Below are 22,364 nucleotides of genomic sequence, written 5' to 3' on the forward strand. Positions count from 1 at the left end.
CTTTTTCTCCGTGCTGTCCCGCTTAGCCTTCAATATTGGGCGGCCAATTGTTGTCATCGATTTTGGAGGTCCATTTGAGGAACTCCGCCAGATCTTCCACCTGCTCGTCGGTCAGGTTGAATTGCGGCATTTTCCGGCGCCCGGGCACATCCAGTGGCTGCGCCGCCATCCAGGCTTTCAGAAACGCAGTGAAAGCCTGGTCGCCGCCGCGGCGGTCAAACACATTGGCCAGCTCCGGCGCAAAATACGCGCCCTCGCCCATTAACGTATGGCATCCGATACAATTGTTTTCTTCCCAGATTTCCTTCCCTCTGGCCACCGCCTCAGTCAGTTGATCCCGGTGATCACGCTGCGGTAGAGCCTGGGTGGTTTGATAGGTCAATGCGAGAAACAGCAGAATAAAAAACAGACTGCCGCCGTAATAGATATTACGGGCGGCGCTCTTACTGAATTTTTCCGGCATGGCTTGCTCCCTGACGAAGTTGATGATGAGGTGGAAGCCCGGTACATCCGGACTTCGAGATAAACTTGGCTTTGTTACGGCGGCAATGAACGGCTCCTCACTTCCGCCCCCAAATAGACAGCGGACGACCGGCGTTTTCGCGGGTCAGCGCATATACGCCCCAGATTACGCAGGCGCCGTGCGTCGCCACCCAATAGACCAGGACCAAGGTGACAGTGATCGGCTCTCGGTCGCTCAACCACAACACGAGCAACGGAAAGACCACCAGCAGGACGCCATTGATAAGTCCGCCAATCAGCGCAATCCTCTGCGCCGCCAACAACGCGGCAGGCGCGCTCCGACGACTGCGCCAAAACCAGCCGAGCAAGATCAAAAACGACGCTCCCGGCAGCGCCAGCAGGTTCATCAGATACAAAATGTGCGGCCATAAATACGCTCGTTGCGGCATGGGATCTCCCATCCGGAGTTCCGGTCAGTCAATCTCTGCCGAAGTGAATATCGACCACCTGCGACAAGGCGCGCAGCGTCTCTTTGTCGTCGGTCAACGGCTCCACCAGACAGGCCTGGCAGGCCCGCGTCGGTTCGACCCCGCTGGCCATCAATCGCGCGGCGTAAATCAGCAAACGGGTGGACGCCGCTTCTTCCAGATCATGTTGCTCAAGACGCCGCAAAGCCGTTCCCACGTCGACAATCCGCCGCGCCAACGAGGGGCTGACGCCTCCCTCTTTTTCCACGATCCGGGCTTCCAGTTCCGGCGCGGGATAACTCAGACTGACGCCGACAAAACGCTGTCGAGTGCTGGGTTTCATCCCTTTAAGCGCGTTCTGATAGCCGGGGTTGTAGGAGACCACCAGCATGAAGCCCGGCGCGGCCTGCAATTGTTCCCCTGTGCGGTCGATGGGCAGGATGCGGCGGTCATCGGCCAGTGGATGCAAGACCACAGTGGTGTCCTTGCGCGCCTCCACCACTTCGTCCAGATAACACAACCCGCCTTCCCGCACCGCCCGGGTCAAAGGGCCGTCCTGCCAAAAGGCCCCGTCTCCGCCGATCAAATGACGCCCCACCAAGTCCGAAGCGGTCAGGTCGTCGTGACAGGCGACAGTGTATAAACGCCGACTCAAACGATGGGCCATATGCTGCACAAAGCGGGTTTTGCCACACCCGGTCGGCCCCTTGATCAGCACTGGCAAGCCATGGCTGTAGGCTTTTTCAAACAGCTCGATTTCACCGCCTTGGGGAAGGTAGAAAGGGGCGTCCTGAGTGGCGTTCATAGGCTGACGATCCTGTGCTGGGTCATGTCCGGTCTCTGTTTTTTTACCCTACCCGAAACCTGTTTTCGCTCATGTACCTACGATGGGGTATTTGCCCTTGCCGCTCGCAAAACATTGACCCTCATCAACTTTGCCCAGCCGCCGCTGACCTACTCTCGTTGCGCTCAAGGACATTCACCCAGCAGCAAAAAGGGGACAGCCATGGGAATATTCAAACCTGCAACACTCGTGTATTTACTCTCCGCCGCACTCTCAGGAAACGCCCTCGCCGGCGACCCGGCAGTCGGTAAGGCGAAGGCCGCCACCTGCGCCGGTTGCCACGGCGCGGAAGGAGTCAGCAACAACGGCGTATGGCCGAATCTGGCCGGACAGAAAGAGGGATACCTGGTCAAGCAACTGAAGGATTTTCGCGACGGCAAACGCAACGACCCGATGATGTCCAGCATGGCCAAGCCATTGTCGGACGATGACATCGCCAACCTCGCCGCCTACTACAGCCAACTCAAATAGGAGTCCTCGCCACCTGAATCGTCGTTAAAAAAAGCGCCGTAGTTTCGCAAGGCGCGTCCGGGATCGGACGGTTTTGCGTCAGTAAAGAATCGAAATAGCAAGACTCTGATGAGAAGGACAGTGCTATGCATACAGACAGCGCTCCAAAACGCAGCCAACGCTCGCCGTCCAGGCCACTGCGCCTGCGTTACTCCACCCTTTCACTCGCCCTGGTCGCCGGCTTGTCGAGCCATGCCTGGGCGGACACTAAAAGCGACCTTGTTAATTCCCCACCCGGACAATACGAAGGCGCCCCCACGGCGATGACCGGGGAAGGTCTGCGCGTTGTGCGCTCTCCCGGCGCTCCGGACCTGACGGAGGATGAGTTCCAGAAGGCGACGCGCATTTATTTTGAACGTTGCGCTGGCTGCCATGGCGTACTGCGCAAAGGAGCCACAGGCAAGCCTCTGACGCCGGACATTACTCAGGCCAAAGGATCGGACTATCTGGAAGCCTTCATTAACTACGGCTCCCCCGCCGGCATGCCGAACTGGGGAACTTCCGGCGATCTCACCGCCGATGAGGTCAAACTCATGGCGAAATTTGTGCAGCATGAACCGCCACAGCCGCCGGAATGGGGCATGGCGGAAATGAAGAACAGCTGGAAAGTGTTAGTTAAACCGGAAGATCGTCCCACCAAACAGCTCAACAAGCTCAACCTGAAAAACCTGTTCTCCGTTACCCTGCGTGACGCCGGCCAAATAGCGTTGATCGATGGCGACAGCAAGAACATCGTAACGATTATAAAAACCGGCTACGCCGTACACATTTCACGTTTATCTTCCTCTGGTCGCTACCTGTTCGTCATCGGCCGCGACGCCAAGGTCAATATGATTGATCTATGGATGAAAACCCCGGCCACGGTGGCGGAAATCAAAGTCGGCCTGGAAGCGCGCTCTGTGGAGACGTCCAAATACAAGGGGTTCGAAGACACCTACGCCATCGCCGGCGCGTACTGGCCACCGCAATATGTGATCATGGACGGCGAGACCATGGAGCCGCTGAAAATCGTCTCCACCCGCGGCATGACGGTGGACACTCAGGAGTATCATCCCGAGCCGAGGGTCGCCGCCATTGTGGCGTCCCATGAGAAGCCCGAGTTCATTATTAACGTCAAGGAAACCGGCAAAATCCTGCTGGTTAACTATGAAGACATCAACGCTCTGAAAGTCACCACCATCGACGCCGCGCGCTTCCTGCACGACGGCGGCTGGGACAGCACCCATCGCTACTTCCTCACCGCCGCCAACCAGTCCAACAAAGTGGCGGTCATCGATTCCAAAGATGGCGCGCTGGAGGCGTTGGTCGATGTCGGCGCGATTCCCCATCCTGGCCGCGGAGCCAACTTCACGGACGCCAAATTCGGGCCGGTCTGGGCCACCAGCCACCTGGGCGACGGCAGTATCGCCGTAATCGGCACAGACCCGGACAAACATGGCGATTACGCTTGGAAACAAGTGCGCTCGCTGTCCGCCCAAGGCGGCGGATCGTTGTTCATCAAGACGCATCCCAACTCCAGACACCTGTACGTGGACACGCCCCTGAATCCGGACGCCAATATCAGTCAGTCTGTGGCGGTATTCGACCTCAGCGATATCGAGGCCAAATATAAGGTGCTGCCTATCGCCCAATGGGCGGAGCTGGGCGATGGCCCCAAACGCGTTGTGCAACCGGAGTTCAACGAAGCTGGCGATGAAGTCTGGTTCTCGGTATGGAACGGCAAGGAACAGGAATCCGCCATCGTCGTGGTGGATGACAAAACGCTGGCCCTGAAAACCGTCATCAAGGACCCACGGCTGGTGACGCCGACAGGTAAGTTCAACGTGTACAACACCCAACACGATATTTACTGATTCATGACCAGGAGAACGCGCTCGCGACGAGACCCTCTCGCGCGAGCGGCGTCGGGATGCATCCATCATGAGAAAACCGGTAACCCTCATCACAGGCGCATTGGCGATGCTAATCGTCTGCGCTTCGCCATCCGTCCACGCCGCAGACGCCAATCACAGCGCAGCGCAATTACGCAATCTGGTGCGTCAGGACTGCGGCTCCTGCCATGGCCTTAGTTTGAAAGGCGGCCTGGGACCTTCATTACGCCCTGAGCGCATGCAGGCGTTAGGCGGCGAAGCCATTCGCCTCATCATCGCCGACGGTAAACCGGACACCGCCATGCCGCCCTGGCGCGATCTGCTGACGGAGCAGGACATTCGCCACATCGCTCAAGACCTGTTGAGCGGCGCCTACATCAGCGACAACACTAGCACTCAGGAAAGCCCATGAAAGCGAGTATCCCCCATCTGCGGTTATTCCAACGCCTTACCCTGCTGCTGATCAGCATAGGCCTCTGCGCTTGTACGCACCTCGACGCACGCGATGATGTGAGGTATCAGGGCGGTACGGGAGACCTTGGCCTGATCATCGAACGCACCGAGGGCAGCGTCCTGCTGGTCAACACCAGCCAGCGCCAGGTGATCAAACGCATCCAGGGCCTTGGCGATCTGTCCCACGCCTCCATCGTCTACTCCCGCGATCAACGTTATGGTTACGTGTTTGGTCGCGACGGCGGCCTTAGCAAAGTAGATCTGCTGCGCGGCGAAGTAGTCAAACGCATCATTCAGGCCGGCAATAGCATCGGCGGCGCCATCAGTCAGGACGGAGCCTATGTGGCGGTGTCCAACTACGACCCCGGTGGCGTGAATATTTTTAACAGCGAAGACCTGGCGCTCGTGGCGACTATTCCAGCCACATCGGTCATAAAAGACGGCGTCGCCAAAGGATCGAAAACCGTCGGCCTGGTGGACGCGCCCCAAAACCGCTTTGTCGTCAGCCTGTTCGACAGCGACGAAATATGGGTATTGGATATGGCGGATAGCGACCCCACGCCAGGTCTGCAACCGCAAATTACCAAGTTCACTCAGATCGGCCGTGAACCCTACGACGCGCTGATTACCCCCGAAGGCCGCTACTACCTCGCCGGATTATTTGGCGATAGCGGCATGGCCAAGCTCGACTTATGGCGACCGCAGGAAGGAGTGAAGCGCATCATGCCGACCTATGGTCCAGGCGAGCAACGCCTGCCGGTCTACAAAATGCCTCACCTGGAAGGATGGACTCAAGCTGGGCGCTACCTGTTCGCTCCCGGCGTGGGCCACCACGAAGTCATCGTGATTGATTCCTACGACTGGCGCATCCTGCGTCGCATCCCCACTTACAGTCAGCCGGTATTTGTGATGGCGCAGCCGGATGCCCGCAGAGTCTGGGTCAACTTCGCCCATCCGGATAACGACCAGGTGCAAGTCATCGATGTGGACAGTCTGCAGGTCATTAACACAATAGAAGCCGGAAAAGCCGTGTTGCATATGGCCTTTACGCCGAAAGGCGACCAACTCTGGATTTCACTGCGCGACGATAACCGGGTGGATATTTACGACCCGTACAGTATGCAGCGGACCGACAGCTTGCCCGCCATACACCCCAGCGGCATCTTTTTCACCGACAGAGCTAACAGGATCGGCTTATGAGCGCCCTCACCTCTCCGACTTCCACCCATACGCCATCAACAAACACTATTGAACTCAGTGGGCTGGAGAAAGCTATTCTGAGCGACTATCAAAAAGGTTTCCCGCTGACGCCGCGTCCCTTCTACACCCTGGCGAGCCAGCTTGGCTGCACCGAAGCCGAGGTGCTGGCCTGCCTGCAACGCTTGCAACAACTAGGCGTCATCACCCGCATCGGCCCGGTATTTAACCATCGACGCGCCGGCGCCAGCACCCTGGCGGCGCTGCGCGCGCCTGTCGGGCAGTTGCAGGACATCGCCGAGCTGATTAACGCCTATGACGAGGTGAATCATAACTATCTGCGCGAGCACGACCTGAACCTGTGGTTCGTCGTCACCGCGCCGGATGCGGATCATCTGGACGCCGTGATACGCAATATGGAGACGGCGACGGGGCTGAAGGTCCGGCGGTTTCCCATGGTCAGGCCTTACCACATCGACCTGGGCTTTCGTCCGGACTTTGATTGAAACACAGATGATGCAGGAGACGTCGACATGCATGTAATTTCGAGCCCTCCCCCTGATCAAACCTCAGCGCAGGAGCGATTGCGAATAGCGCTACAGGATGGACTGCCTCTGTCGCCACGCCCTTACCAGGCGCTGGCGCAGCAGTGCGGGCTCAGCGAGCAGGACGTAATCGAAGCGCTGCTAACCTGGGAGCAGTCGCGCCTGACGCGTCGTTTCGGCATCGTCATCAATCATCACAAAATCGGTTACACCAGTAACGCCATGGTGGTGTGGGAAGTCGCCGACAGCGAGGTGAACCGTCTCGGCGCCGCCATCAGCCGCACGGGATTGGTGTCGCTCTGTTATCAGCGCAGGCCGGACGGCCCTGACTGGCCCTACAACCTGTACTGCATGCTGCACGGTAAATCCCGGGAGGAAGTGCTGCAACGACTGCAGCGTCTGAAGACGCAGTGCGGACTGCAGGACACGCCCTGCGCAGTGCTGTTCAGCTTGCGGCAATACAAACAGTGCGGCGGCCGCTACGCCCATAAAAGACCGTCCGCACCGGTGAAGGAGGCACTATGACCGCCCAGCCAATACATCCCCACGCCACAGGGCGCATTACCCATGACTCCAGCGATTATCAACTGGACTCTGTGGATCGTCGCCTTATCAATACACTGCAGATCGGTTTTCCCATTTGCGACGAGCCTTACGCCGCAGTCGCCAGCGAATTGGATATCAGCGAAACGGATTTACTGGAGCGCCTGCAACGTTTGCTGCACACCGGTTACCTGACCCGGTTCGGACCGTTCTACCACGCCGAACGTCTCGGAGGCGGACTGACCCTCGCGGCGATGGAGATCCCGGCGCACGATGTCGAACGCGTAACGGCGGCGATCAACCGCCACGCCGAAGTCGCCCATAACTACGAGCGCGACCATGCCCTCAACCTTTGGTTTGTCGTCGCCACGGAAAAACCGGAACACATTGACGCCGTGCTCACCGCCATCGCGCTGGAGTCTGGATATCCTGTTCACAATCTACCGAAACAGAGGGAGTTTTATGTTGGCCTTCACTTCCATGCCTGACCCCGGCCAGACCGAGACCCCAGTTACGCTCGCGCAGCTGGATCGTCAACTGATTCTGTTGACCCAGGACGGCCTGCCACTGGTTCCACGCCCATTTGACGCCCTGGCGACCACGCTGGGCGTTTCAGCAGATGAAGTCAAAGCCCGTTTCGAACGCATGCTCGCCAACGGCTGCATTCGCCGAATCGGCGCCGCGCCTAATCATTACCGCCTGGGATATCGCGCCAACGCCATGACGGTCTGGGACGTGGATGACGCCCGCGTTATGGAGTTGGGCGAGCGTATCGGCGCGCTGCCCTATGTCAGCCATTGTTATCTGCGCCCCAGAATACCGTCGCAGTGGCCATATAACCTGTTCGCCATGATTCACGGTAAGAACCGTGCGGATCTGGATGGCTATCTGACGGAGATGACCGCCCTGCTGGGAAACGCACGCCGCGCCAGCGACCTGCTGCTCAGCACTCGAATCCTGAAAAAAACCGGCATGCGCTTCAGTGGAGGACAATGATGTTCAGGATCAGTCACTACATGCGCGCCCTCGTACATGAAGAAGCTTTCAATCCACGCCCGAAACCGTCAGCTCCCGTGGTGATCTGGAATCTGATTCGGCGTTGCAATCTGACCTGCCGCCACTGCTATTCCATCTCCGCCGATATCGACTTTCCCGGCGAGCTGACGACCGCGCAAGTGTTCGACACTCTTGAGGATCTCAAACAGATGGGCGCGCCGGCGGTGATTCTGTCTGGCGGCGAGCCTTTGCTGCGCAAGGACATATTTCTGATTGGCGCCTACGCCAAATCGCTGGGTCTCTACGTAGGGTTATCCAGCAACGGCACGCTGATGAATCGCGACACCGCCGCGGCGATCAGCGACACCGGCTTCGACTATGTCGGCGTCAGCATCGATGGAACGGAGGCCACTCACGATGAGTTCCGGCAGATGCCGGGGGGCTTCAAAGCCGCGCTGGCTGGGGTGGAGCACTGTAAGTCCGCAGGAGTGAAAGTGGGCCTGCGTTTCACCCTGACGGAGAACAACGCAATGCAACTGCCCGCTATGTTGGACCTGATGCGAGAGCGGGATATCGATAAGTTTTATCTGTCTCACCTCAATTACGCCGGACGCGGTCTTCGCCACCGCAAACGCGATGCGTTCCACCAAACCACCCGAAACGCCATGTTGCTGTTATTCGAACGCGCTCATGAAGACGCTCTCGCCGGGAGGAATAACGAATACGTCACTGGCAACAACGACGCCGACGGTCCGTTCCTGTTGAATTGGGCGGCGCAGCGCTACCCGCACAGACTGCAGGACCTGCAAACGCGACTGACGCACTGGGGCGGCAACGCCTCGGGAGTGAGCATCGCCAATATCGATAACACGGGAGAAGTACACCCGGATACGTTCTGGTGGAGTCACAACCTGGGCAATGTCAAAGAGCGGCCTTTCTCCGCAATCTGGCGGGACACTCAAGACGCCTTCATGCTGGGGTTGCGCGCCCGCCCCCGTCCGCTCCATGGCCGTTGCGGAGACTGCGCCGTTCGTCATCTATGCAATGGCAACACCCGCGTGCGCGCCTATACGCATAGCGGCGGCGACTTCTGGGCGGAGGACCCGGGCTGTTACCTGACAGATGCGGAAATCCGATCAAGCTCAGACGCACATTGATTATCACGGGAAGTCTTAATGAAATTATCCCCCATACACCTATTCGCCACACTGACTTTGAGCGCTTTCGTCACACCAGCCTCAGCAGCGGACAGCACCTCAAACAACGCCGCCAGCGACACGGAAGCGCTGTATCAAACGCATTGCGCCGCCTGCCATCACCCCCAACGCCTCGGCGGCGTCGGCCCGGCGCTATTGCCTGAAAGCCTGGGGCGCTTACGTCCACAACAGGCGCAGGATGTCATATTACATGGCAGGGTGGCCACGCAGATGCCCGCTTTCCAGGACCGCATAACGGAGAGTCAGGCGACGCAATTGGCCGCTTATCTGTTTCAGCCCGCGCCGACGCCGCCGCAATGGACGCAAGACGATATTCGCGCTTCGCATATCATTCATTTCCCCAAGTCCAGCCTGAGCGACAAACCCGTTTTCGAGGCGGATCTGATGAATCTGTTTATCGTGGTGGAAAGCGGCGACCATCACGCCACCTTGCTGGACGGCGACGCCTTCAAGCCCATCCACCGCTTTAAAACCCGCTACGCCTTGCATGGCGGGCCCAAGTTCTCACCGGACGGGCGCTATGTTTACTTTGCATCCCGAGACGGGTGGATTAGCCAGTTCGATATTTACAACCTGAAAACCGTGGCGGAGATTCGGGTCGGGCTGAATACCCGCAACCTGGCGCTCTCCGCCGACGGACGTTGGGTGATGGTCGCCAATTACCTGCCGCACAATCTGGTGCTGCTGAATGCGGACCGGCTCAGCCCGGTAAAAACCTTCCCCGTCAGCAACGACGAACAAGGCTCAAGAGTGAGCGCCGTGTACACAGCGCCCCAGCGTCACAGCTTTATCGCCGCCATGAAGGACATCCGGGAGTGGTGGGAGATCGATTACAATCAGCCGGATTTTCCCGTGCGCAAAGTCGCCACCGAAGACTATCTGGATGATTTCTTTTTTGATCAGGAATACCGTCATCTGATCGGCGCTTCCCGCAGTGGGGAAAGCGGTCTGGTTATTGAGCTGAACTCCGGCGCAACCATCGCCACGCTTAACCTTCCCGGCATGCCGCACCTGGGATCGGGCATCAGTTGGGAAACAGAGCAAGGCCCGCTGATGATGACGCCGCACCTCAAAGAGGGCGCATTGTCTGTGATCAATATGAAAGACTGGAGTCTGGTGAAAACCATTTCCACCCTGGGCCCGGGATTTTTTACCCGTAGCCATGACGGCTCGCCCTACATTTGGGTAGATGTGTTCTTTGGGCCCAACAAAGATAAACTCCATGTTATCGACAAAAATACGTTGGAAATTATCGCCACCCTCACCCCGGAGCCCGGTAAAACCGCCGCCCACGTAGAGTTCACCAAAGATGGCCGCTTCGCGCTGGTAAGCTTATGGGAGAACGATGGCGCTTTAATCGTCTATGACGCGCTAACGCTGAAGGAAGTTACCCGACTGCCCATGTCCAAGCCGTCGGGCAAATATAATGTGTACAACAAAACCCACTATGTGCGCGGGACGAGTCATTAACGAGTCAAAGGCCCGAATTACTGCGACCAAAAGATCAGATGGAAGCGCTCCCCACAAGAAATGGATAGAACTCCCCCACGAGAATTAGCCGGTCAGGCGGTTGGCTCAAGTGAGCGCGGTTTCGACGGCTCACTTTGCGAGAGAACTCAATCAAGCCTTCGGCGCGCCCGAATCCGCTATTGCCGAGCCGAAAATACAAGATAGTATCGACTTGGCTATAGCGACTCACTTGGCTTTGAGCACCACCCTTACCTTGCCACTGTTTCCTCCGCCGCAATAAAACCGGTCCCGGCCATTGGATTCAAGTCCGGAAACGCCGATATCAGGCGGCATACTTATACTCTCCAGCACGTTACCGTTATGGTGATCGACACGCCTGAGTTCGCTTTCCTCCCCCTCCCAGGTCCCGTGCCAGAGTTCCCCGTCAAGCCAGGTGACGCCGGTGACAAATCTATTGGATTCGATAGTGCTGAGTATCTCTCCGGTATCCGGATCGAGCTGGTGAATGCGGCGGTTTTTGTATTGTCCGACCCAAAGACGTCCCTCCGCCCAGGCAAGCCCGGAACAACAGCCGCCATCGGGCGCCGGGATGGTAGCAAGCCTGTGACCGTTGTCCGGATCGATTTTGCAGATGCTGTCATCGGTAATCTGGTACAGGTGCTTGCCGTCAAAGGCGGTACCGGCGTTGGCGATAACATCAAGCGCCTTTACCCGCTCGCCGCTGGTGGGATCGAGGGCATTGAGTCGGTCACCCGAGGCAAACCAGATCCGGCGGCCGTCATAACTGACGCCGTGCACGGCGTCAACGTCTGGAAACGGGCCATATTCATCAATGATTTGGGCGGTCTTCGGTTTAATTGCTGCGGAATCCATGGCGATATCCTCATTGCGTTAAATTGAGGTTTTTATGTTAATGACCCGGCAGTGCATTAGGGAGTAACAAGGTTGTCGCGAATCCTGGCAGTGGCGGCGACAACCAGCGGCGGGCGCGACCACGGCCGAAGAACTGTACTTTATCAGCCGCGGCCAGGGTGTCGAGGGCGCGTTGCACAGTGCGCTGGCTCATACCCAGGGCAAGAGCAATAGAGGCGCTCGACCACACCTCGCCATCGGCTAGCAGAGCGAGTAAGTTGGCGTGTTTGTCCTCAACGGGTTGCGCCAATACCGCCACATCACTCATATCGTTAGGTTCTATCATAAACCCCCGAGAGGTTGCGGTGATATTCGCCAGCGCCCCCAGTTTCGCACGTAAGCGTCCAATCTCCACACGCAGACGCGCGCGCAGTGGTTCATCCACGGTTTTTAATCGAAAAGCGCGGACCGCCAGGGCGTCTCTCGGCGCGTCTTCGGGCCAGGCTTCGGCCAGCGCCCTTGCCAGAGTAAAGAGTATCGGGCGGGTAGTCAGCGAAATAGTCTGGTCTTTGCGGCGCACTGTCATTCGGCAGGCATCAATGATCAATGTATTCGACGCCAGTAGCGCTTCGACAGCATCAAGCAACACCGGGCGATCCTCACCGTCGGCCAGCAAACGCGCGACGGGGCTTTCCAACCTCCGCAACGCGGTTTCGACTTCGGCCACCAGTGCTGGAATCCGCGCCTCCCGGGCGGCTACTCCGGCGCGGGTCAATGCGGCGCGCGACGCCTTTGCCTGCTGGCGGCGCATGGCAATACCAGCGACAGCCAGTTCGTGGACTGTTTTAAATACCGGCGGCAGCGTAGTGGAGTCAAATTCCACGAGTGCGGCCTCCGCCGCGTCGATATGTCCGGTTAATAGCAAATAGCGCACGTCGAGATAGCGCGCATGAATGGCGTTTATCCTGTCACCGTGGGCCAACAACGTCGCCCGCGCTGTTTCAAGTCTTGTACTTGGCTTACCGAGATCCCGCGAGGCGAGCGCAATCTCGGCGTCAGCGACAATACAGCGGGCTCTGGCCACCGCTTCCTTAGGTCCAAATGCGCGAGCCGCGTTTTTCAGCAGCACCCTTGCTCTGCTGAAATCGCCGAGCTGCGCCATAGCGATACCGCGCAAGGCCAGCGCCGACGCATCGTCACGCAACGCAACCCGATTCAGCGCCGCCAGGGGATCGCCTGCCGCCAGCGCCTGCGCCGCCTCGGTGATCAATGAGTCCATCGAAATTTCACCATTGGGTTGGTCAATTCACTATAAAGTTACTTACTCGTAACGAGCGGCCATTCACCGGATGTTTCCTCATAGTCGCTACATCATGCCGCCTAAACAGTGAATATTCACCGCAACCATTACACCGTTATTTGCACCCTTGGGATGCAGCTCATCCATCCGCTCCAGAAAGATTTCCCGGCGGGCCTTACATTTTTTTCTGGTATTCGACAGAGAGTTATTCGCCCTTTCTTATCCACAAACGCTTATAAATAGGCGGCGATCCTATGCCGCCTTGTTCGTTTTTTGCGACTATGCAAGCACTCTGGAGCTTATATCCCGCAAAGAAAGATATTCAACGAATTCTCCTTCCGCTGATACAGGAATGATCTTTACGGCGCAGGTTTTGTTGCCTTTTTCACTTGTTCCGCGTTCAAACTCAAGCTGACACCCGCTTTTTGCAATAGTTGTCATCTCAGAGTTCGTGGGGCGAGTTCCTCCTGAAAACCGGACATGTGATACATGAAAAAAGAGATCGCTCGTTTTTCCGGATTCATCTTTAACTGTTAAGAAACCAAACCCTTTGTCTTCTCTCCAGGAGCCAGCCTTGATGGTGGCGATCTCACGAACAGGCGTGGCGACCTTCTCTTTCTTTTCCGTCTTGGTTGGTTGTTTGAGGGCGGCTTGATTTTTTTTCAGAAAACCGTGGATCTTATGGCCATGTTCGCCATCCGGGCGGTAAAAGGTATCCACGCCTTGGCTCAGTTCAGTGGAAATATTGTCGAAAGCAAAGGCTTCCACCTTTTTGCCCTTGTGCTGTAATGCAGACACCACGCGGCAGAAATCACCGTCTCCACTTCCCAGTAGCACATAGTCAAGATTGTCGGTCTGGAGCAAGGCGTCTACGGCCAGTTCCAGGTCTACATTGCCTTTTGCGTATACGGTTCCGTCTTCTTGCTGGTACTTTTTCAAGGGTTTCTCGAACACCCTGAAGCCAGCATTACGGATATCACTGCGGTGTTTCCGTTGCTCCTGCCGATATTTAGCGTCTTTCTGTTCTCTGTCTTCATCAACCGCCATGTACGTATTGGCTCGAATGACAAGCATCCCCAGGTCTTCCACAAACTTTATGATGGCGTTGTAGTCCAGCCCCTCGCGATCCTGTCCATAGATCAAATTGTCATTGTCGATGAATATTCCGGCTTTTAGCCCATCGTATTTCATGTATCACTTCCGCTCAGAGTCACTTATAACCTTTTTACTCATTATATCTGGCGGAATCTCAGTCGCCCCCCCTAAATTCGTAACATTTAAGTTGGTGGCCTTGGGCTGTTGTGAGAGTTGCTCCCTAAATCGTTTTCTACGTAGACCCGCGTTCACCATGAGAGGCGTTGATATAGCCAATCGACTTAAACCATAAGAGCGTCCGCTTCACGGCGTCATCCAGTGAGACGGATGCTTCAAAGCCGAGTTCTCTCTTCGCCTTGTCTCCTGATAAAAACTGTCCGGATGACATGACTGCGATTGCGGTATCCGTAATTTTTGGCGTGGCCCCATTAAAGTAGCGGTATCTAAGCCTCTGAATTTTCGCCAAAGCCTTCACCACCGTTAACGGGATGATTTTAGGTCTGGTAATTTTTCTGTCTTGCGGGTTTACGCTGAAGAACAATGAATTACCGATATCCACGACTTTCGAAGCCAGATTCGACATGGCGATGTTTTCATTGGTCAATAGATAGCGCTCCCCGACCCTGCCTTTTTCGCATACCAGGGCGATGCCCAAACCCGCATCGCCCGCGTAGATGCAATTGCGATTTCCCTCCACATAGGCAGGCAGCGTCTGATTGACAATCCCGAGCAGAAACTGTCCGGTGCTGGGTCCATAGTCATACTCGCCGAAGGTCATTGACGGAATGGCGATATAAATCGGCAGTCCTTCCGCCGCCATTTGTAGCGCCAAATCATCCATCGCCCATTTCGCCTGTACATAGGCGTTTTTATTTTGCGGTTGGCCGGGGTAACTCTGGTCTTCGCCAGCAGGTTCGCCTGTGGGATTCTTTGGCAGGGCGATGGAGCCTCCCACATAAACGATCCTTTTCACCCTGGAAACTTTGCAGGCCTGATAAAACACCTTTTCCTGAGCCAAGGCCAATTCCACATCCCGCCGCCAGGGCTTTGGCGTTGTAGGATAATAGCCGGCGCAATTAATCACCGCATCGAGCCCGTGCATGGCGCCCGCCAGGGTCTCTACATCGCGAAGATCGCCGACTCTCGCCTCAAAATGCAGATCTTCGATCTTGCTGAGATCTGAGTCTTTGCGGTGAATGACAACGACTTCATGTCCTCTAGCGCGCAACGCGGCGGCTGTATGGTGACCTAGCATGCCTGTTGCGCCAATTACACCTACCTTCATCTTGGTTTTACCTGCTTGATACCTGGCTATGAAGCTCCCTCACCCGATCTGGCGCTTTTCATCCATTCATTCCTTCATCCTTCCACTACTTCACTGCGTCACTTCAATAAAGCCATTAAAGCCTTGGCTGTGCCTTCAGAGCTGGCGGGGTTTTGTCCGGTGACCAGGAGGCCGTCGGTGACAACGTGAGACTGCCAGTCCGCGCCTTTCTCATAATGGCCTCCCAGGCGTTGGAACTCGTCTTCAATCAAGAACGGTACGACAGAAGTTAATCCTACGGCGTCCTCTTCACTGTTAGAGAAGCCTGTGACTTTACGGCCGGCGATCAAAGGATTTCCTTTTTCGTCGCGTACTTTGATCAGCGCGCCTGGGGCATGACAAACCAGCCCGACTGGCTTGCCAGCTTGAGCAAATGTTTCGATGAGAGAAATGGAGTTTGCATCATTAGCCAGATCCCAAAGAGGACCATGTCCGCCCGGATAGAAAACAGCGTCAAAGTCTGCGCTGTCGACAGACGCCAGAGGGACGGTCGCCGCCAGCAGTTGCTGGGCTTCCTGGTCTTGATGAAAGCGTTCCGTCGCAGCGGTTTGGGCGCCTGGCTCATCGCTTTTGGGATCGATGGGCGGTTGACCGCCGGCTGGAGACGCCAGAGTTATCCTGGCGCCAGCATCCTTAAACGCATAATAAGGAGCCGCGAACTCCTCCAGCCAGAATCCCGTCTTGTGGCCTGTCTCTCCAAGCCGGTCATGTGAGGTCAACACTAATAAAATTTTCATAATTATCTCTCTGTTTGAGTTCATGAGGGTTTCTAACCATCCTAGGTCAAACCCATCTGCCGCAGAACAGGTTGAATGCTGAAATGACTTTTGTCTTAATGACAATAATCACAGTATGAGAACATGCGATGGACAAGCTAAGAGCCATGCAGTACCTGCTCAAGGTAGCGGATACCCTGAGTTTTTCACGGGCGGCGAAGTCATTCGGCGTACCCGCGTCTTCCATTTCCCGCCGCATCGCTGACCTGGAAGCGGATTTGGGAGTGGAGTTGCTTCACCGCACAACCCGTACTGTGCGGCTGACGGAGATTGGCTTGATTTATGTTGAAAAAGTGCGCAAGGGAGTGGCTCAGCTTGATGACGCCGAGGAAATGGTCAGTCTGCACAGCAGAACGCCAAGCGGCACATTACGTATTAGCGCCATGCCAAGCTTTAGCCAGTTGCTGCTGCCTGCCGTTATCGCTTTCAATGAACGTTATCCAGATATTCTTCTGGACCTGCATTTCAGTGACGCCGTGGTGGAAATGGGGCGCGATAGTATTGATATCGCCATTCGTAGCAGTCTTTTAACTCAAGAGCGGGTGGTCGCTCGCAAAATCCACAGTCACAATTATCTTCTTGCCGCGTCTCCAGAGTATTTAAAAAGAAATGGAACGCCTCGTACACTGGAGGATCTGCAGGATCACCCCGCCCTGCTCTACCGTGGACCAAGTTCCGTTCTGAAATGGTACGGCCAGGACGCTGACGGCTGGTATGAACTGCCAATTTCACCACTCATGATCAGTAACGATGGCGCCACGCTGGTGGCGATGGCCTGCCAGCATCGAGGTCTTGTATTGCTGCCTGAATGGGGACTTGAGAGGTACGTCAATCGAGGCGAGCTCATTCCTATCGATCTGAATCGGCCCATATCGGTGCGTCGTGGAACTGAGGCAAGCCTCTACCTGATGTACTTACATGCCAGATATCAGATACCCAAAGTTAAACTGGCGGTGGATTTTCTGTTTGAACATTTGACTCAGAATTCGACAGATCTGTGATTTCCGCTTTATGTGGAACGCGGCTGCAAAATCTAACCATTATCCCGATCATACTCCCGCCGAGCGCTGCGTATTTCATCATGGTGTGTGTTGGCCCATGAAACCAGTTTCCAGAGTGACTTGGCCAGGCCTTCTCCCAGCGGAGTCAGTTCATACTCCACCTTTACCGGGACTTCCGGGTAAACCGTGCGGTTAACGTATCCATCCCGCTCCAGATCTCTCAAGGTTTGCGTCAGCATGCGCTGAGAAATACCTTCGATTCTGGTTTTCAGCGAATTGAAGCGATCAGGCCCTTCAACGAGGCTGAATAAGATCAGCATCGACCATTTATCCCCTACCTGACTGACCACATTTCGAATCGGACAGTCTTCATTTTGCAGAAAAACTCGCTTGCCGTTTTTGGTCTTGGTGCTCATTGCTCTTCACTCACAGGTTATCAAAAGGTAACTAGGGCAGATTTTAGTGCCTAATTGTTGTCCAAAATTCTTTTCTGTATGTTAGTACACATTAGTAACCTAATTGAAGACAATTTTATGACTCAATCTCTACTTAATCTCGCGCTAAATGAATATGCAACACGCCGCGCAGAATCTGGAATCGATTTTTTTACCCCCAAATACGTAGCTGTCGGCAAGTTTAACGTTCGGTATGTACGTCACGTTAAAGAGAATGCCCCAACGTTGGTGCTGCTTAACGGCTTGCCTCAAAGCATCCGCATCTGGGAGAGTTTTTGGGAAAGGCTCTCCCATGACTTTGACCTGCTTGCCTTCGACATTCCTGGATTCGGGCTTACCAAAGCGGAAGAGAGCGATATGTCGCCGAGAAAACTGGGGCAAGCCGTCATCGACATAATGGACCACTTTGGCATTCAGAAAGCGCACCTGATTGGCCCCGATGTGGGTGTACCCACTACGCTTGCGGCCGTTATTGGTCATCCTGAGCGCTTCGAGAGTATTAATATTTTTGACGGCCCTGGCAGTTATCCGCCCAAGATGTCCCCCATTTTGACGGCGGTCATCAAATCAGGTTTCGTCAGATGGCTTGCGAAAGGGCTAAATAGAAAGGCGGTTATGAAGACTAACTTTATGGTCGCAGTGAAAGAAGGCTACAAGCGCTATCGGCCAACAAAAAATGCAATTCGAGAGTATTACCAGATAACCCATGACCTGCAGAGTCATCGTTGCGCCATGAGCTTCTTTGGCGTCTACGCTCAGGATCTTCCCTGGATTCAGGAACGCCTGCGGAGCATTGCGGTTCCTACTTTGGTTACCTGGGGAAAACTCGACCCGTTCGTTGACGTCAGCAACGCCGACTATCTTGCATCGCACATCCCCTTGAGCAAACTCGTCATCTTTGAAAACGCCTCCCACTTTTCATCTGAAGATGCGGGAGAAGAGTATTTAAAAACCCTAACGAACTGGTGTCTGGGTGAATACAAGGGGATACGGGGGAAAGCTTGATCCCCCTACTCCTTTATTTCCCATTCCTTCTCTTTTATTTGTGTCGACTATTTGTGTCTGCGTTGCCGAGACTCCGCCGTGCCTTTCCATCAGGTTGGCGGAGTCTCATCGGGCGCTCAGGAGATATCCGCCACTGCCGCGTCGAGTGTGGCGATATCGATCTTCTTCATAGTCATCATCGCTTCGAACGCGCGCTTGGCCTCGATCGGGTTGGAGCTTGTGGTCAGATCAAGCAGTCGTCTCGGCGTGATTTGCCATGAATACCCCCAACGGTCTTTGCACCAGCCGCAGGCGCTTTCCGCGCCGCCATTTTCAAGTATGGCATTCCAATAGCGATCCGTTTCTTCCTGATTCTCCGTCACGACCATGAAGCTGACGGATTCATTGGGAGTGAACACCGGACCGCCGTTCAGACCAACAAACTGTCGCCCAAGCACCGTGAACTCGACGGTTAACTCTGTCCCTTCCCGACCGCCGGGAAAATCACCAGGGGCCATGTTGACTCGGCCGACATGACTGTCGGGAAAAGTGGCGGCATAGAACTCAGCCGCCTTGCTGGCTTCACCGTGGTCAAACCACAGACAGGTAATGAGGTTGGTCATCTCTGCTCTCCTTATTTGTTGGGCGAAAACCCTTTGTTGCAATCACAGAGTAGTCGTTCAGCGACATCCCAATTCGACAGTCGTGCGTAAATAATTTATGCGGGAGACAATGCAGCTAAGTCACGACGCCAGTGGCGTTGTGACTATGTCTATTGAAGATAATCAATCCGCCCTCTCCCAGCTCAACTTACTTTCTACTGCAAAATCACTAAATGTTCTTGGCGGGCGATCAGTAACGTCTTCAACTTCGCAAGTAAGGCGTTCTTCAGCGCCTCCCGCTATAGCGGTATCCAGTGAGGATAGAAGACTGGCGTATTCAGGCGTCATCCCTATACGTTCATATCTTTCCTTCAACTGCCGCTCCGTCAACATCACATGTTTGACAGGACGACCAATAGCTGTGGAAATTATTCTCGCTGCATCAGTGTAGGTCATGAGCTGAGGTCCCGTCAGAATTAAGTCTCTATTCATCGGCTCCCGTTGAGTTAGCGCTGCAGCGGCTACTGATGCGATATCTCCCGCATCTATAAAAGGTATGCGGCCGTTTCCTGTTGCTGAATATATCGCCCCTTCGTCCCTGATTGTCAGTAGATGTTGTTGCTCGGAAAAGTTCTGCATAAACCAGGAAGGACGTAATACTGCCCATTCCGGTGCGTTTTCCGCCAGATATTGATGGACGGCTCCAAGCATTGGGCCGCCCCTAGGCAATGACGATGCGCTAAGTAACACGAAACGACGCACGCCGTTCTTAATCGCAAGGTCGATAAAGAGGCGCATCGCTTCCAAAGGCTCACTGACATTTGAGGGGGCGAGCAGGTAGACTGCATCGACTTGGGAAAGCGCCGCCTCAAAAGTGCTGGCGTCGCTCCAATCAAACAATGTGCTATCGCAAGACTCTACAACGGTTATAGAACGCGCCGCCAATCTAACTCTGACATCGGCGGAGGCCAGTCTGGAAGCAATGCGTCTACCGGTCTTTCCCGTACCTCCAGTTAAAAGCACTGTCCTCATAGCTTGTTCTCCACTTCGCCTTGCAGAGGTGCGAGGTTCCCCAACGCGTCGAGCGCCACAAGAGGATTCCAGTAATCAACATAGCGTTCAATCATCCCATCGCGAACTGTAATCACGGAGATATATCGTTGATAGTAAGGACGCTGGGTCTTGAGTGCGCGTCCTGCACATTCGAACTCCAGAATCACCACATTTGGAGTCAATGTGTGATGTATCTGGGGCTCGCTCAGTCTGTCGACGGCAAGAATATCACCCAGCCTGGATAAGTATGAGGAAAGCGCCATACGTCCCTTTATTTCTCGCACGCTGTCGGGCGGCGCATAGGGGAACTCCATAACGCCGTCAGGGGCCATCATCGCCACAAAATCCTCTGCGGTCTGGTCCACAAGCGAACCGAGAGAATGTTTGAGCATATCTGAGAAGCGAGCGAAACCTGCGGGGTGATCAACCATTATCTGTAACTCCTTGCTCATCGTTGGAACGGTATCGTATCATCGACAAAACCTTACTAGAGATATTCAATGGAACGCAACCGTGTCGACGAAAATAAAAACCGCCGCCGCCCTTCCGGGGCGGCAGTGAAGCAGGAGGCAGTTACTCAGGCGATTGAACGTGCTCTATTCCAGGTGTGGGCGAAAACAGGCTATGCGGCCCTGACCATGGAAGCGGTGGCGAAGCAAGCAGGAGTGGGCAAGGCTGCAATCTATCGGCGCTGGCCATCGAAACTGGCGATGGTGAATGATGTACTTACCCGTGTAGGAACCAGCCTGGCGGTAGCACCAGACACGGGTAACTTGCGCGGTGATATCCTGGCGCTTTTAAAGAGTTTACGGCGGCTTCTGAGGCACTCTATTGTCTCTCGCATACTTCCAGACCTTCACGCAGAGATGCCGCGAACGCCAGAACTCGCCGCCGCCATCCGATCAGAGTTGCAGGTGCAACGGAGAGCGCGAGCCAAGGAAATACTGAAACGCGCCAGCGCTCGCAATGAGCTATCTGCGGATACTGATTTTGATATCGCGGCGGACATGTTTGGCGCACTCATCTACTGGCGCATGATTATTACTCGACAGAAGGCCGATAACGCTTACTTGGAAAGGCTGTCCGATGTAATGATGAAAGCGTTGGGACCTTCTTGAGTACAAGCAACATCGCGGCGCTTTGATGTGCCGCCAAATAACTCAACGGTATTTATTTCAACTTTCAACGGAAATATAAGTCACCTGACCTGCTAAGTTAAAAACGACCGCCAGCAAATAGTGAGTGATGTCTGCTGAAAACTGGACATCAAAGACTGCGAAAGCTTCTTCGTCCTCTGGATACAGGCCGATCCTATGAAGCGATAGCGCCTTCATGAAAGACTCTTTATTAATCGGCGTGCCGCCAAAAACAGCTTTAGTCTCTTCTTCTGAAAATGCATCAAGATGATGTTGTAGATAAAATCTCGCCGCCTCTGACTCTTCTCCTTGGTCAAAATCATTTGATATGGCTGCAAAAGCACGGTCTGCATAGCTCTCCAGAGAATCTACAAACGTCGAGATGACTTCAAAATCACCTTTTTCCAATTCGTCGGACTCTAAGTTGAGATCAACCTCTACTTCTACGCCATTAATAACAACCGTTCCCTCGTAGTATTTCTCAAGGTTGTTTGGGTCAATTTGTCCGAAAATATCAATTCCCATCAGCATCAATTCCTTAGATAACAATACATTTCCATGGAGAGAAAGAGTTATAAACTATTCCTCACAAAAACCGAGCATCCACAAACTCCGGCGACTGCCAGCGATCAGCCTGGTTGTTACTGATGAAGTCGCCATACCAGGATTCGAGGTCTTTGTAGTTGGCGGTAATTTTCTTCTCATCAAGCCCCGCTGCCTTGAGCTGCGTCATGTCGGCGAACTGGCTTGTCTGGGGGTTCACCAGGGCCACTGACAGCATGCCTTCAAAGTCGATTACTCCGCTCAGTTCGGGCCAGTATAGAACCACATCCGGCGTATTAACGGTTTTAAACGCAGAGGAGGATCTTAGCAGCGCCATTAGTTTTTCCGCTAAGCGTTCATCCGGTCCCATCACCGACATTACAAAAAAGCGAAATGCTTCTGCATCAGCCTCGTATTTCAACAGGACAAAGTAAGGACCGCCCATGGCCAGTTTAAGCACATTAGACAGAGCCTGTTCCGTGGTCCCAGAAGCAGGCTCCCAGTCGATCCGGGGCGTCTTGTCACTCCAATACCAATTGCGATACATCGCATCCCAGTCCGATACAGAGTCGACGCCTACGGCGGGCGAGGCCAACCACGCCTCATACTCGGATTCAGACAGGTGTAACTTACCGGCGATAATAAATGCATCACTCATTGGAGCTGTC

At 54.9% G+C, this 22,364-nt stretch carries 27 protein-coding genes; 13 read left to right on the forward strand and 14 right to left on the reverse strand.

The features are described 5' to 3' along the window. Positions 1–22 precede the first annotated feature (22 nt). The 3 genes from ACQYWX_RS15605 to ACQYWX_RS15615 all read right to left on the reverse strand — a co-directional run bounded on the left by ACQYWX_RS15605 (position 23) and on the right by ACQYWX_RS15615 (position 1,734). Entirely contained in the window at positions 23–463 is a 441-nt protein-coding gene (locus ACQYWX_RS15605; protein ID WP_431685445.1) for a c-type cytochrome, read from the reverse strand. Between the two features lie 97 nt (positions 464–560). After that, positions 561–911 (reverse strand): hypothetical protein, encoded by a 351-nt coding sequence (locus ACQYWX_RS15610; RefSeq protein WP_216740156.1) that lies wholly within the window; start codon positions 909–911, stop codon positions 561–563. A gap of 28 nt (positions 912–939) precedes the next feature. Further along, positions 940–1,734: a CbbQ/NirQ/NorQ/GpvN family protein gene (locus ACQYWX_RS15615; RefSeq protein ID WP_431685446.1), complete on the reverse strand. Its 795-nt coding sequence runs from the start codon at positions 1,732–1,734 to the stop codon at positions 940–942. Positions 1,735–1,935: 201 nt separating this feature from the next. On the opposite strand from ACQYWX_RS15615, the gene ACQYWX_RS15620 reads away from it, so the two are divergent. From ACQYWX_RS15620 to ACQYWX_RS15665, 10 genes are all read left to right on the forward strand, one after another. Next, complete coding sequence (locus tag ACQYWX_RS15620) at positions 1,936–2,244, forward strand: c-type cytochrome (protein ID WP_216740158.1); 309 nt, start codon at positions 1,936–1,938, stop codon at positions 2,242–2,244. Positions 2,245–2,369: 125 nt separating this feature from the next. Next, positions 2,370–4,136: a nitrite reductase gene (locus ACQYWX_RS15625; RefSeq protein ID WP_253938726.1), complete on the forward strand. Its 1,767-nt coding sequence runs from the start codon at positions 2,370–2,372 to the stop codon at positions 4,134–4,136. A gap of 67 nt (positions 4,137–4,203) precedes the next feature. Continuing rightward, positions 4,204–4,566, forward strand: a complete 363-nt coding sequence (locus ACQYWX_RS15630; protein ID WP_216740159.1) for a c-type cytochrome — start codon at positions 4,204–4,206, stop codon at positions 4,564–4,566. Next, on the forward strand, positions 4,563–5,807 hold the full coding sequence (locus ACQYWX_RS15635) for a cytochrome D1 domain-containing protein (protein WP_216740160.1): 1,245 nt from the start codon (positions 4,563–4,565) through the stop codon (positions 5,805–5,807). Before ACQYWX_RS15630 ends, ACQYWX_RS15635 begins: the two co-directional genes overlap by 4 nt. Continuing rightward, positions 5,804–6,310, forward strand: a complete 507-nt coding sequence (locus tag ACQYWX_RS15640) for an Lrp/AsnC family transcriptional regulator (protein WP_216740161.1) — start codon at positions 5,804–5,806, stop codon at positions 6,308–6,310. Before ACQYWX_RS15635 ends, ACQYWX_RS15640 begins: the two co-directional genes overlap by 4 nt. A gap of 27 nt (positions 6,311–6,337) precedes the next feature. After that, the gene (gene ahbB / locus ACQYWX_RS15645; RefSeq protein ID WP_216740162.1) at positions 6,338–6,874 is read left to right on the forward strand and encodes a siroheme decarboxylase subunit beta; all 537 of its coding nucleotides are present in this window, start codon (positions 6,338–6,340) and stop codon (positions 6,872–6,874) included. Further along, positions 6,871–7,380: an Lrp/AsnC family transcriptional regulator gene (locus ACQYWX_RS15650; RefSeq protein ID WP_216740163.1), complete on the forward strand. Its 510-nt coding sequence runs from the start codon at positions 6,871–6,873 to the stop codon at positions 7,378–7,380. Before ahbB (ACQYWX_RS15645) ends, ACQYWX_RS15650 begins: the two co-directional genes overlap by 4 nt. Next, complete coding sequence (ahbB, locus tag ACQYWX_RS15655) at positions 7,355–7,888, forward strand: siroheme decarboxylase subunit beta (protein WP_216740164.1); 534 nt, start codon at positions 7,355–7,357, stop codon at positions 7,886–7,888. The genes ACQYWX_RS15650 and ahbB (ACQYWX_RS15655) overlap by 26 nt, the downstream gene beginning before the upstream one ends. A 20-nt stretch (positions 7,889–7,908) precedes the next feature. Beyond that, entirely contained in the window at positions 7,909–9,045 is a 1,137-nt protein-coding gene (gene nirJ / locus ACQYWX_RS15660; RefSeq protein ID WP_431685448.1) for a heme d1 biosynthesis radical SAM protein NirJ, read from the forward strand. 18 nt (positions 9,046–9,063) lie between these two features. Then, positions 9,064–10,575 (forward strand): cytochrome D1 domain-containing protein, encoded by a 1,512-nt coding sequence (locus ACQYWX_RS15665; protein WP_216740165.1) that lies wholly within the window; start codon positions 9,064–9,066, stop codon positions 10,573–10,575. Between the two features lie 225 nt (positions 10,576–10,800). On the opposite strand, the gene ACQYWX_RS15670 is transcribed toward ACQYWX_RS15665, so the two are convergent. From ACQYWX_RS15670 to ACQYWX_RS15690, 5 genes are all read right to left on the reverse strand, one after another. Then, positions 10,801–11,448, reverse strand: coding sequence for a Vgb family protein (locus ACQYWX_RS15670; RefSeq protein WP_253938728.1), 648 nt, complete (start codon positions 11,446–11,448; stop codon positions 10,801–10,803). 37 nt (positions 11,449–11,485) lie between these two features. Continuing rightward, a complete protein-coding gene (locus ACQYWX_RS15675; RefSeq protein ID WP_431685449.1) occupies positions 11,486–12,706 on the reverse strand; it encodes a helix-turn-helix domain-containing protein in 1,221 nt (406 codons plus the stop codon). A 300-nt stretch (positions 12,707–13,006) separates the two neighbouring features. Further along, positions 13,007–13,918, reverse strand: coding sequence for an NYN domain-containing protein (locus ACQYWX_RS15680; RefSeq protein WP_431685450.1), 912 nt, complete (start codon positions 13,916–13,918; stop codon positions 13,007–13,009). Positions 13,919–14,054: 136 nt separating this feature from the next. After that, positions 14,055–15,107, reverse strand: coding sequence for an NAD-dependent epimerase/dehydratase family protein (locus tag ACQYWX_RS15685; RefSeq protein WP_431685451.1), 1,053 nt, complete (start codon positions 15,105–15,107; stop codon positions 14,055–14,057). A 98-nt stretch (positions 15,108–15,205) separates the two neighbouring features. Continuing rightward, complete coding sequence (locus ACQYWX_RS15690; protein WP_431685452.1) at positions 15,206–15,883, reverse strand: type 1 glutamine amidotransferase domain-containing protein; 678 nt, start codon at positions 15,881–15,883, stop codon at positions 15,206–15,208. Between the two features lie 128 nt (positions 15,884–16,011). Between ACQYWX_RS15690 and ACQYWX_RS15695 the strand changes: the two genes are divergently transcribed. Next, a complete protein-coding gene (locus ACQYWX_RS15695) occupies positions 16,012–16,923 on the forward strand; it encodes a LysR substrate-binding domain-containing protein (RefSeq protein ID WP_431685453.1) in 912 nt (303 codons plus the stop codon). A gap of 32 nt (positions 16,924–16,955) precedes the next feature. On the opposite strand, the gene ACQYWX_RS15700 is transcribed toward ACQYWX_RS15695, so the two are convergent. After that, positions 16,956–17,339, reverse strand: a complete 384-nt coding sequence (locus ACQYWX_RS15700) for a winged helix-turn-helix transcriptional regulator (protein WP_216740536.1) — start codon at positions 17,337–17,339, stop codon at positions 16,956–16,958. A 117-nt stretch (positions 17,340–17,456) separates the two neighbouring features. Here ACQYWX_RS15700 and ACQYWX_RS15705 point away from each other — a divergent pair, with 117 nt between their 5' ends. Then, positions 17,457–18,383 carry an alpha/beta fold hydrolase gene (locus ACQYWX_RS15705; protein WP_431685454.1) on the forward strand — a complete coding sequence of 309 codons (927 nt, stop codon included), beginning with the start codon at positions 17,457–17,459 and terminating at the stop codon, positions 18,381–18,383. 116 nt (positions 18,384–18,499) lie between these two features. Here the strand turns inward: ACQYWX_RS15705 and ACQYWX_RS15710 are convergent, their stop codons facing one another. The 3 genes from ACQYWX_RS15710 to ACQYWX_RS15720 all read right to left on the reverse strand — a co-directional run bounded on the left by ACQYWX_RS15710 (position 18,500) and on the right by ACQYWX_RS15720 (position 20,448). After that, positions 18,500–18,985, reverse strand: a complete 486-nt coding sequence (locus tag ACQYWX_RS15710) for a VOC family protein (protein ID WP_431685455.1) — start codon at positions 18,983–18,985, stop codon at positions 18,500–18,502. Between the two features lie 162 nt (positions 18,986–19,147). Beyond that, positions 19,148–19,996, reverse strand: a complete 849-nt coding sequence (locus ACQYWX_RS15715; protein ID WP_431685456.1) for an ergot alkaloid biosynthesis protein — start codon at positions 19,994–19,996, stop codon at positions 19,148–19,150. Beyond that, the gene (locus ACQYWX_RS15720) at positions 19,993–20,448 is read right to left on the reverse strand and encodes a nuclear transport factor 2 family protein (protein WP_431685457.1); all 456 of its coding nucleotides are present in this window, start codon (positions 20,446–20,448) and stop codon (positions 19,993–19,995) included. Before ACQYWX_RS15720 ends, ACQYWX_RS15715 begins: the two co-directional genes overlap by 4 nt. A 69-nt stretch (positions 20,449–20,517) precedes the next feature. Between ACQYWX_RS15720 and ACQYWX_RS15725 the strand changes: the two genes are divergently transcribed. Continuing rightward, positions 20,518–21,135: a TetR/AcrR family transcriptional regulator gene (locus ACQYWX_RS15725; protein ID WP_431685458.1), complete on the forward strand. Its 618-nt coding sequence runs from the start codon at positions 20,518–20,520 to the stop codon at positions 21,133–21,135. A gap of 57 nt (positions 21,136–21,192) precedes the next feature. On the opposite strand, the gene ACQYWX_RS15730 is transcribed toward ACQYWX_RS15725, so the two are convergent. Next, entirely contained in the window at positions 21,193–21,678 is a 486-nt protein-coding gene (locus ACQYWX_RS15730; protein WP_431685459.1) for a DUF2004 domain-containing protein, read from the reverse strand. A gap of 61 nt (positions 21,679–21,739) precedes the next feature. Then, on the reverse strand, positions 21,740–22,354 hold the full coding sequence (locus ACQYWX_RS15735) for a hypothetical protein (RefSeq protein WP_431685460.1): 615 nt from the start codon (positions 22,352–22,354) through the stop codon (positions 21,740–21,742). Between the last annotated feature and the right edge of the window lie 10 nt (positions 22,355–22,364).

The sequence above is a fragment of the Hahella sp. NBU794 genome, from assembly GCF_050749805.1.
Lineage (GTDB): Bacteria > Pseudomonadota > Gammaproteobacteria > Pseudomonadales > Oleiphilaceae > Hahella.

Excerpts from the sequence above, each read along its gene's own strand:
- ACQYWX_RS15605 (WP_431685445.1), bottom strand. The coding sequence starts at position 463 with ATGCCGGAAAAATTCAGTAAGAGCGCCGCCCGTAATATCTATTACGGC.
- ACQYWX_RS15610 (WP_216740156.1), bottom strand. The coding sequence starts at position 911 with ATGCCGCAACGAGCGTATTTATGGCCGCACATTTTGTATCTGATGAAC.
- ACQYWX_RS15615 (WP_431685446.1), bottom strand. The coding sequence starts at position 1,734 with ATGAACGCCACTCAGGACGCCCCTTTCTACCTTCCCCAAGGCGGTGAA.
- ACQYWX_RS15620 (WP_216740158.1), top strand. The coding sequence starts at position 1,936 with ATGGGAATATTCAAACCTGCAACACTCGTGTATTTACTCTCCGCCGCA.
- ACQYWX_RS15625 (WP_253938726.1), top strand. The coding sequence starts at position 2,370 with ATGCATACAGACAGCGCTCCAAAACGCAGCCAACGCTCGCCGTCCAGG.
- ACQYWX_RS15630 (WP_216740159.1), top strand. The coding sequence starts at position 4,204 with ATGAGAAAACCGGTAACCCTCATCACAGGCGCATTGGCGATGCTAATC.
- ACQYWX_RS15635 (WP_216740160.1), top strand. The coding sequence starts at position 4,563 with ATGAAAGCGAGTATCCCCCATCTGCGGTTATTCCAACGCCTTACCCTG.
- ACQYWX_RS15640 (WP_216740161.1), top strand. The coding sequence starts at position 5,804 with ATGAGCGCCCTCACCTCTCCGACTTCCACCCATACGCCATCAACAAAC.
- ahbB (WP_216740162.1), top strand. The coding sequence starts at position 6,338 with ATGCATGTAATTTCGAGCCCTCCCCCTGATCAAACCTCAGCGCAGGAG.
- ACQYWX_RS15650 (WP_216740163.1), top strand. The coding sequence starts at position 6,871 with ATGACCGCCCAGCCAATACATCCCCACGCCACAGGGCGCATTACCCAT.
- ahbB (WP_216740164.1), top strand. The coding sequence starts at position 7,355 with ATGTTGGCCTTCACTTCCATGCCTGACCCCGGCCAGACCGAGACCCCA.
- nirJ (WP_431685448.1), top strand. The coding sequence starts at position 7,909 with ATGCGCGCCCTCGTACATGAAGAAGCTTTCAATCCACGCCCGAAACCG.
- ACQYWX_RS15665 (WP_216740165.1), top strand. The coding sequence starts at position 9,064 with ATGAAATTATCCCCCATACACCTATTCGCCACACTGACTTTGAGCGCT.
- ACQYWX_RS15670 (WP_253938728.1), bottom strand. The coding sequence starts at position 11,448 with ATGGATTCCGCAGCAATTAAACCGAAGACCGCCCAAATCATTGATGAA.
- ACQYWX_RS15675 (WP_431685449.1), bottom strand. The coding sequence starts at position 12,706 with ATGGACTCATTGATCACCGAGGCGGCGCAGGCGCTGGCGGCAGGCGAT.
- ACQYWX_RS15680 (WP_431685450.1), bottom strand. The coding sequence starts at position 13,918 with ATGAAATACGATGGGCTAAAAGCCGGAATATTCATCGACAATGACAAT.
- ACQYWX_RS15685 (WP_431685451.1), bottom strand. The coding sequence starts at position 15,107 with ATGAAGGTAGGTGTAATTGGCGCAACAGGCATGCTAGGTCACCATACA.
- ACQYWX_RS15690 (WP_431685452.1), bottom strand. The coding sequence starts at position 15,883 with ATGAAAATTTTATTAGTGTTGACCTCACATGACCGGCTTGGAGAGACA.
- ACQYWX_RS15695 (WP_431685453.1), top strand. The coding sequence starts at position 16,012 with ATGGACAAGCTAAGAGCCATGCAGTACCTGCTCAAGGTAGCGGATACC.
- ACQYWX_RS15700 (WP_216740536.1), bottom strand. The coding sequence starts at position 17,339 with ATGAGCACCAAGACCAAAAACGGCAAGCGAGTTTTTCTGCAAAATGAA.
- ACQYWX_RS15705 (WP_431685454.1), top strand. The coding sequence starts at position 17,457 with ATGACTCAATCTCTACTTAATCTCGCGCTAAATGAATATGCAACACGC.
- ACQYWX_RS15710 (WP_431685455.1), bottom strand. The coding sequence starts at position 18,985 with ATGACCAACCTCATTACCTGTCTGTGGTTTGACCACGGTGAAGCCAGC.
- ACQYWX_RS15715 (WP_431685456.1), bottom strand. The coding sequence starts at position 19,996 with ATGAGGACAGTGCTTTTAACTGGAGGTACGGGAAAGACCGGTAGACGC.
- ACQYWX_RS15720 (WP_431685457.1), bottom strand. The coding sequence starts at position 20,448 with ATGGTTGATCACCCCGCAGGTTTCGCTCGCTTCTCAGATATGCTCAAA.
- ACQYWX_RS15725 (WP_431685458.1), top strand. The coding sequence starts at position 20,518 with ATGGAACGCAACCGTGTCGACGAAAATAAAAACCGCCGCCGCCCTTCC.
- ACQYWX_RS15730 (WP_431685459.1), bottom strand. The coding sequence starts at position 21,678 with ATGGGAATTGATATTTTCGGACAAATTGACCCAAACAACCTTGAGAAA.
- ACQYWX_RS15735 (WP_431685460.1), bottom strand. The coding sequence starts at position 22,354 with ATGAGTGATGCATTTATTATCGCCGGTAAGTTACACCTGTCTGAATCC.